Here is an 8,886-nt window from a genome sequence, read left to right on the forward strand (position 1 = left end):
TTTCTTGTTCGTATGCTTTGACTACTTTTTCTCGAAAGTCGATGGAGTAAGGTTTCATTCTACCTGTTCATGCACTGACCTCAATGTACTCTATATACCTGCAATCTGCTGTAAGTTGTTTGACTTGGTTGAAATCGTATTTCCTGGGCTGGGAGAAATGGCAGAATGCGGGAGAAAATTAGACGCATCGTCGGAAGATGCTTCGACTCCGTTTATTCGCTTTCAAGACGACCTAGCTATTACCCATGTAGGAGTGTTAGAAATTCCGATGCAAATCATGGGACAAAGGGTGACGGTGGGGGGAATACATGGAGTATGCACGCGACCGGAATTTCGCAGGCGCGGCTACTACCGCGAGGTGATAGAAGAGGTGTTGGCATATTGCGATAAATTCTATGAAACGCTGGTATTGACAACGCCGAACCCAGAGTTTTATACGCCTTTTGGCTTTCGGAAACTAGAAGAATACGTGTTTAAAAGAAGATGGAATTTGCAAAGTAGCAACGCTGGTTTTAGAATACTGGATTTTAATGATGTTGAGGATTTAAAATTGCTACATAGATTATTAGAAACGCGGATACCTGTTTCTAATATTGTTGGAGTTGTGAAAGAGAAAGCCGTATTTTGCTTCAATGAAGGAAGTCGCCCTATATACTATGCAGAAGATTTGGATTTAATCGCTTGCATGGAGATAAAAGAGACTCAACTCCACCTTTTTGATATCGTGGCAACGCAGATATACCCATTGAAAGAAATTATCGACAGAATACCCCAAACCATTGAAGACATCACGATATACTTTAGCCCTGAACTTTTGGATGCAGGAGATATCAGGGCGTTTCCCCACGCATTTGATGAGACGGTGCTAATGGTGAAGGGGAAATTTGCGGCAGAGGGAGAAAAATTTATGCTACCGCGTTCGGCGCGTTGTTGATGAAAGTAGGTGTTGAGGAAGAGAGTAAGTGAGTTAAGTAGTAAGGGAGGCAACAACTGAGAACTGTTAAGATAAAAAAACTCCACCCATTGAACATATAAGCTGTATCTGCGAGCCAGAATGCTATGACGACTGAAGTTGCCGTCGAAAAGAAAAAGTTAGAAAAACCGCCATTAGAAATTCACTATATGGGCGATCGCGTCCTGCGTCAGCCAGCTAAACGTATTGCCAAGGTAGACCAGGAAATCCGGCAGCTGATTCGGGAGATGCTGCAAACCATGTACAGCGCAGATGGCATCGGTTTGGCAGCCCCCCAAGTGGCAGTGCAAAAACAGCTGATTGTCATTGACACCGAACCGGATAACGCCGCTAATCAACCTTTAGTGTTGATTAACCCGACTATCAAGAAATTCGGGCGCGACTTGTGTATGTTTCAAGAAGGCTGTCTTTCTATTCCTGGCGTTTATATCGACGTGAAGCGCCCGGAAATGGTGGAAGTGGCTTTTAAGGACGAACAGGGACGCCCCCGCACTATCAAGGCAACTGGGCTACTCTCCCGCGCCATTCAGCACGAGATGGATCACCTCAATGGCGTGCTGTTTGTGGATCGGGTCGATAATGCGATCGCTTTGAATGAAGAGCTGAAAAAGCATGGCTTCTCTGCTCAAGCTGTCAAGCCAGTAGCTTAAGGATATCACCGCCCATGATGACCCCCAAGAGTGGTGTATTTTTGCTCGGTTCTTGCGTGGCAGCGATCGCTGCCGTTGGCTCCATTTTTGAACTCGCTTCTGGAAACCCCGACTTGGGCAACTTGCCTACAGGGATCATCCTGGCTGCCAGTATTCCTCTCGTAGGATTGCTGTTCTATGCCGCAGTTCGGGAAGCCAACTCTCACCAATAAATAGCATTGAATCAGGGTGATAGAAATCTACAAAAATCACCTACCAAAGCTTGAGACCCGGTTTCTTAAAGAAATCGGGTTTCTTCTGATAGGGTTTTTTGTAATGATGTGCTGAGTTGTTAGCTTTTAGCCGGACAGAGGGGGTCAATCCCAGCCTCTACAACTCCCCACTAATTGCTAAGCTATCGCTAATCGCTTTCTCGCAATCTACTAAAATGACAGGCCAGAGCTACACAAGTGGGTTTCTCCGGCTGCTTTCTACTGGTGCTGCTGGTACACCACTGCCCCCATACTTGCTTCCGCTCGATCGGGAGGTCGTGATTGGGCGCGAACCTAGTTGTCAAATTGTGTTGGATTCTAACCAACATGGTGTTGTATCCAGGCGTCATGCGGCAATCCGTCCCCTTACTCAGTCGGGAGTAGCACCCAATTGGCAAATTTGCGATCTCAACAGTGCCAATGGTACCTACGTGAACGGGAGACGCCTACAGGGATGTCAAATTTTGCACGCAGGCGATCGCATTGAGTTGGGACAAAACGGCACAGAGTTTATTTTTGAGTTTCAAACTCCCTCAATCAGAACTCAACTGTCGTCTCAGCCATTCGCACCAGTGCAGCCATCCCAGCCGGAAGGAGTGACATTTACCCAGTTATTTCCGATTTTTTCCACCGGACGAGATTTAACGAAAAAAGCTTATCTAGTACCGGGGATGGTCACAGTCGGATTTGTGGTCTTGATGTTTGCCGCTGTCGGTGAGTCAGTGGTATTCAATCTGTTACTGGCAGCTTATCTGGCTTGGGCAGCTTATTACTTTGTCTACCAACTTTGCGGCAAGCATAAGCCTTGGTGGGTACTCCTGGGTTCAGCGGTCACAACCGCCTTGATTTTGGTGAGTCCTGTCTTGCTGGCTTTCATCTATGTTTTTCGCCGTGTTTTGCCCGGAGACGTAGAAGCAGTACTCCGAGGTTCGGAACAGGTGAGTTTGATCGACTTTCCCGGTTTGTTGATCCGAATGTTTTTCGGGGCAGGATTAATGGAGGAGTTGCTCAAGGCGTTGCCAGTGCTGGGATTGTATTTAATTGGGCGAGGATTTCGCTCTCCCTTGCGCGATCGCATTGGCGTCTGGGAACCCCTGGATGGAATCCTGCTGGGAACCGCCTCAGCAGTTGGCTTCACCCTGTTGGAAACACTGGGTCAATACATCCCCCAGATTATCCAAAATGTGACACTACAAGCTGGAGAAGGTGCTGGAGAATTGGTGGGATTGCAACTCCTGATTCCCCGAATTTTAGGATCGGTGGCAGGACACATGGCTTACAGCGGCTATCTAGGCTATTTCATTGGGCTGAGTGCCCTAAAACCCAAGAAGCGCTGGACAATTTTGCTGATTGGTTATCTGACAGCATCAGGACTCCATGCGTTGTGGAACGCTACAGGCGCTGTCAGCGGCTTGTTGTTGGCGGTGGTGGGAATCATTTCCTATGCCTTTTTGACCGCAGCAATTCTCAAAGCGCGGGCTTTATCTCCAACGCGAAATTCAAATTTTGCCACCCGTTTTACTGCCCCGCCATAGTTAGTAGTGCAATTAAAAATTAAGAATGTATAATGGCAAGTCTTACATTTTGCATTTTTAATTTTTAATTTCCTTGCACCATTCTAAAATTCGATTCCACGCCCACCAAGGATCGGGATCTCCGGTTTGACGCTGACATTCCTGACTACTGATGTACCCAACATGACCGCCATATTGCGTCAGTACTAAAGTAATGTCAGGATTGCGATCGCTAGCAGCTTGCAACTCAGGCACAATTGAAGGGTCAAACATCGGATCGTCAGCAGCGTACAGAATCAGAGTCGGTTTTTTCAGGTGAGGCAACAGGTGTAGGGCACTGCTAGCGTCATAATACGCTTCGACAGATGGAAAGCCTAATCGCCCGATTACCAGCTCATTATCAAAGCCCCAAATGCTGTTAGCCCGCTCAATGGCTGCGGGATCGATTGCTTCAGGATGAACATGATGAACGCGCCAAGCCAGTCTTTTCAATTCTCGCGCGATCGCTTGTTCTAAATACTTACCCAACGGGTGTTTCACCAAATAGGATAGGGAACGGTTAGAATCCAGGCTAGGACAAATCACCGCAGCCCCGCCAATCTCCCTTTCCTCCAAACCTAATTCCTGTCCTCTCCCGGTTAACAACTCCTGTGACGCTTTTACCGCCCATAGCGCCAGTTGCCCTCCCAACGAGTAACCCGTGAACCAGAACGGTGCAGGACAACCCATCGCCTTAGCTTGGGCAGCAATGCAGACAAAATCTTCTCCCTCGTACAACCCATCAGAAGTCAAGGTAGGAGATAACTGAGCGGTTTTTCCGTGGGCACGCCAATCAAATAGCACTACTGCATAGCCTTGTGCAAATGCCTTGCGCCCCAGCAGTCTCAGAAACCATTGATTCTCCAAATCGCCGGTAATGCCATAAGTCCCCACAATCGTACCGTGAGGGCGATCGGGGATAGCAACCCAGCCATAAATCGGCACTTCTCCGGCACCTGTAAAAGTTGTCTCCCGGTAACTTGGCTCCCGATCTACAGGCGTCTTCTCCCATTCGCGCCCTGCCCGCAAAGCAGTATATAAGGTCATTGACAGACCATTTCTCAGCAACCAAGGCGGTGTATAGGACAAATTCGGCATCAACAAGCGCATCTGTGGAGTTCTGAGCATGAGCTGAGCATTACTTAATACAGCTTAACAAAGTAATGCTGGGTGCCTACAGCCTAATTGAGATGGTGAAAAATAATCATTGTAGAGGTATCAAGATATGCGCCTTTACACTTCTATCTTGTAACCCCGAAGAACGAGAAAGCTCTCAATTATAGAATTTACTGAAACAAGCTTTGCAGCACCGAACTTAACGCTTGCCAGAACGTCCCAGCAGCCACTGCAAACAACAAAGTAATCACAGCAGTTAATCCATAACTGAAACACATCAGCAAACCATCGGCTTCTAGCATGGCAATGACGAGTAGCAAAATCCCAATTGTTGGAATCGGATTGGTAAAAGGGATGGGTAACATCAGCAACACAGACAGCCATGCAATACAAAGTCCGTTTAATTGCCAAATTTGAGGGTTTTCTGCTATCCAGCGCAACCGGGGACGAGTCACTTTCTCTAGCACCCCTGTGACTCGTTGCAGGTTTTTTAAAAGTTGCTGAGCAAACCAGCGGGGAAATTGAAACTGGCGAATTCTTTTGGGTAGCCAAGGAAAACGTTGCCCTAAAGCCATTTGCAACGCTAATATCAAGCTGCCGCTACCCAATATGACAGTAAATCCGGGTGGCATCGGAAACAGAAACGGCAAAACAAGTAATGCAATAACTAAACTAAAGCCCCTTTCAGAAGTTTCTGCCAGAACATCCGCTAAAGTTAACGGTTTATTCGCTAACTTCTCTAGAAGAGACTTGATATTTTGAGAGAATCTGAGGTGCATGGGGTGTTAAATTCTCGGCTTTTAGGTCAACTTTTTTTCAATAAATAAATATCTCTTCTAATTTTAATGTAAAGTATGATTGCTTTTTCCAACTGCACTTAACTATTGGCTAGAGAAAAAATGCAGTGATGAAAAGCAGAGCAACCCTTGCTTTTACAGGCAGAACAATTAAATAAATCCTACTAAATATGGATGTTATCGAGGGGACTCTCTTTACTTGGTATAGCAAGAGATATTTGCACAATTACGATCCCCTACCTTATTTTAGCTAGCCATTCTGTCGGATGAGAATATCCTAGGAGATACTCAATCTTGCAGTTGCTTACTCACTTAGGAACAACAACTCGCTATGCCAGCAGGAAGAAGTGCTGTTGACTTCCCGAAGTGGGGGTATTTTACAAAGGGCAAGCAAATTTTTCAAACGCCTGACTTCGCCAAGTGTCAACTACTCTAACAACAGATCGAGAATACCTCTAACGATTGGTGTGTATCCTTTCCAGGGATTCAGTAATAGGGAATTATTGTACCGGAGTAGGATGATCCTTAACCAAGTGGAAGCGATCGCCTGCCAGGGTCAGAAAAAAATAATGATGTTTTGTAACAAAGATTCTAGTTCTTGCATAAAAACCAGAATTAGACCGATATCTATACAGAGGGAACGGGTCTACCGATAAGTAGACCCTCGTTAACAACCCTCCAATCCTCTCCCACGTCGTCCATAGGAGCCTCTAGAATGACTGATTAAATGAACTGTTGGCAAAATGCCATCATCGATGTGTTGGCATCGATCGGCACTATAAGGCAGCCAGGAATCGAAGTACACCTTCCTGATTCCCTGTTTGAGACTCTTTGGGATTATTCTTAAACGCCAATCACAACCAAAATCACGCTCGATATTACGCAGAGAATAAATCCGATAAAGTGTCTACTCAGGGGACTTATTTTGTGCTGAAGAATTAAGGTCGTTGAATTGTCTGAGCGCATACCGGGCAACTGCTAAACTCAACCGTGCCCGTTCGCTCTCCGATAACTCATCCCACTCAACTGGGCGGGCAATTTCAGCTTCCGAGCCTCGCATAGCGGAAGCCAAAGGACGCGCCCATACCTGCAACACATCTTCTCCCCATTCCGGCAGCAGCTCTTGAACGCACTGTACCATCTGATCTGCGATTGACAGAGGGCTTGATACAACCTGTTGGGCTTTGTGAGCGATCGCATCCAGCCAAGCTTGGGGAACGCGGGCAGCAAACCGCTCGCTTAAACTAGATGTAACTGCGATCGCTGCTGTCGGCGCAACTGCCACATTTGTATTTGCCCAGCATTCATCGAACTTTGCATAGAGTGCTTGCGACCCCCTACTAATTTCTTCATCTAACCATCCCTCAAGTTCAAACCCTTGTTCCAGCTCTGTCCAATAGGCTTCCACATTTGGATCGGCAGGATTCCAGGGATAGGGAGCTTCTTCAGGCTGGAGGAGTGCCTCTAGTAGTTCTGCTTGCACTTGAGAAAGAGAATTCTCATAAAATCCTTCGATTGATTTCCTTGCCATCATGATGCTCCTGTGTATTGATATACCGTTCTTGGCAGGGGTAGCTACAGCGGCACTTTGGCGAGTTCCGTAAATATTATTTAGCACTCAGTATTCTGTAGGGCGATCGCTTTTACCATGCCCTAGCACTTCGTACTATCTTGAATAATGAACTCCCAAGTTTGACCCTGCATACTCCCAAACTTTATCTGGTCTCCCGATTGCAAAGGCACTTCCGGATGATAGACTTTCTGCCATCCACTCGGTCTTAAAATGAACGTGCCGTAACGAGATTTATCTTTTAGAAAGTAAGTAAGTTTACCGTCTGGGAGAGCATCGCAAATAATTTCAGCGTGCTGCCGAGAAACTTCCTGTTTTTCAATCACCAAGTCGTTTCCCTTAGGATTACGCCCCACTCGCAAACTTGTGCCACTAATTGGCGAAACTTTGCTGGTTACTCCTAACGGACGAAGATAGGCAGATGGAGTAGATAAATCGTGCCCAGATGACTTCACATCCACCGGCAGTATCGTCACTTCCTCGCCAATTGGTCGAATCAACTCACCCTCAAAATCTGGGTGCATATACAGAACCGGCAAAGTCCAGGCAGGTTGGTTGAACTTGTAAAGCGTCAACAACTTTTGCCTTGCTACCGCCACCGCCTCATCTATAGGCATCCGTGCTGCCAGAGCTTGTGCAAAAGCCTGAATAAACGACAGAGCCTCCTCGTCGGCAATTGAGTCGCGCATTCCCAAAACTGCTGGAACACCGTGATGAATTAATACCTCTGCCAAACTGCTGCGCGGCAAACTTTGTTGGTTGTGCCGCTCTGGTTGAGCGCCCCAACAAGCATTAAACACCGCTAGCGTCACCTGACAGCGAACCAAAACCTGAGCTAACTCCGTGCCATTGATCCTGGCATCAGGTCGCAAAAACAGTAATCCACCATCCGCTGCTGGGATGCCATGACCGGCATAGAACAAGATGTTGTAATTTTCTGTTTCCAGGCGTGAAATCAATTCTGCTTTTGTAGGTTGTAAAAGCGTATCTACCTGGCACAGGACTGTTGCACCAGTATGTTCGCCATCTGGGTGTAAGTCTGGTCGTCCGCAGCGTTCCAAAATATTAGCCAGCGCCTCCGCTTCTTGTTCCAGCTGCAAGCTGGGAGCGACTTCGCTTTCTGTATCGTGTCCCAGTACCAACAGGATGTTTAAAGCCTGCTCTAAGCGCTGGGGTGGAAGCGGATCAACCGCATTGCTGGTACGACTAAACAATAGTTGTTGTGATAGAGAAATCGCTTGTTTCCCAGGTTCGGGCTGCATAATTTCCCAAGGCACAGGAATTAAGTCTGGGTCTCGAATTTCTAAGCGCAGCCGCAGACGTTTTTTTTGCCCAATTGCAATTCCCTGGCTTTGAGCGAAACTATTTTGAATTTCCCCGTCAAATAACCACTTCCAGAGGCTAATCCCTAAATCTTGCATCAAACGAGCCGTATACGGAAGTGCTTGACCGTTAACATTCAGGGCGTCGAGTGGAACTGTCAAGGCGGGAGGGTTTGCCTGATGTACCAGCGGAACATCAGGGAGTCCCCGTGGGGAAAACATTTCCTGCCATGCCAGCCACTTTTGGGTCAACATTTCAGGCCACGTACAGTCATGCAGAACGTGACCACCCGGACAGGGTGCTTTCATCACCCAAATGGCAAAATGTTCTGCCCCAAGGGAAGTTTTGGAGAGCCGATTGATGGCTAAACTGAGGCAGGGATTCTCAGACTGGGACATTCTAAAGACATTAACCTTAAACCTAGCACTATACGAGGTTTTTTATCAGTCTACCCGAACAACAGGGGAATACTCACCGAATATTCTTCACTCGCTCTTATCACCTCAAATAGGGTAAACAAGGTTATTGAAGAGATATTTTAACCTGAGTTCGGGATAAGAAAGGGAGGGGCTGTGTAAGCTAAAAGTTGTCAAAACCATCATTCAGCAAGCCTCTCCCATGATTAGTCTAGAAGAACTTTTCTGCAATATCGA

8 protein-coding genes are annotated in these 8,886 nt (G+C 46.9%); 4 read left to right on the plus strand and 4 right to left on the minus strand.

The window, feature by feature from the left end; translation table 11 throughout:
- Positions 1 to 4: 4 nt before the first annotated feature.
- From NDI34_RS26930 to NDI34_RS26945, 4 genes are all read left to right on the plus strand, one after another.
- A complete protein-coding gene (locus NDI34_RS26930; RefSeq protein WP_348234369.1) occupies positions 5 to 934 on the plus strand; it encodes a GNAT family N-acetyltransferase in 930 nt (309 codons plus the stop codon).
- 125 nt (positions 935 to 1,059) lie between these two features.
- Positions 1,060 to 1,623, plus strand: a complete 564-nt coding sequence (gene def / locus NDI34_RS26935) for a peptide deformylase (RefSeq protein WP_348234367.1) — start codon at positions 1,060 to 1,062, stop codon at positions 1,621 to 1,623.
- A 17-nt stretch (positions 1,624 to 1,640) separates the two neighbouring features.
- Complete coding sequence (locus tag NDI34_RS26940) at positions 1,641 to 1,835, plus strand: hypothetical protein (RefSeq protein ID WP_190672969.1); 195 nt, start codon at positions 1,641 to 1,643, stop codon at positions 1,833 to 1,835.
- Positions 1,836 to 2,050: 215 nt separating this feature from the next.
- The gene (locus NDI34_RS26945) at positions 2,051 to 3,409 is read left to right on the plus strand and encodes a PrsW family glutamic-type intramembrane protease (protein WP_190410869.1); all 1,359 of its coding nucleotides are present in this window, start codon (positions 2,051 to 2,053) and stop codon (positions 3,407 to 3,409) included.
- A 57-nt stretch (positions 3,410 to 3,466) separates the two neighbouring features.
- Here the strand turns inward: NDI34_RS26945 and NDI34_RS26950 are convergent, their stop codons facing one another.
- The 4 genes from NDI34_RS26950 to NDI34_RS26965 form a co-directional block, all read right to left on the minus strand.
- Positions 3,467 to 4,525, minus strand: coding sequence for an alpha/beta fold hydrolase (locus NDI34_RS26950; RefSeq protein WP_348234370.1), 1,059 nt, complete (start codon positions 4,523 to 4,525; stop codon positions 3,467 to 3,469).
- Positions 4,526 to 4,713: 188 nt separating this feature from the next.
- A complete protein-coding gene (locus tag NDI34_RS26955; protein WP_348234368.1) occupies positions 4,714 to 5,322 on the minus strand; it encodes an exopolysaccharide biosynthesis protein in 609 nt (202 codons plus the stop codon).
- Between the two features lie 925 nt (positions 5,323 to 6,247).
- Entirely contained in the window at positions 6,248 to 6,874 is a 627-nt protein-coding gene (locus tag NDI34_RS26960) for a hypothetical protein (RefSeq protein ID WP_190532873.1), read from the minus strand.
- A 119-nt stretch (positions 6,875 to 6,993) separates the two neighbouring features.
- Positions 6,994 to 8,631: a CHAT domain-containing protein gene (locus NDI34_RS26965; RefSeq protein ID WP_190410866.1), complete on the minus strand. Its 1,638-nt coding sequence runs from the start codon at positions 8,629 to 8,631 to the stop codon at positions 6,994 to 6,996.
- Between the last annotated feature and the right edge of the window lie 255 nt (positions 8,632 to 8,886).

It is taken from the genome of Trichocoleus sp. DQ-U1 (genome assembly GCF_039961925.1).
Taxonomy (GTDB): Bacteria; Cyanobacteriota; Cyanobacteriia; order Cyanobacteriales; family FACHB-T130; genus FACHB-T130.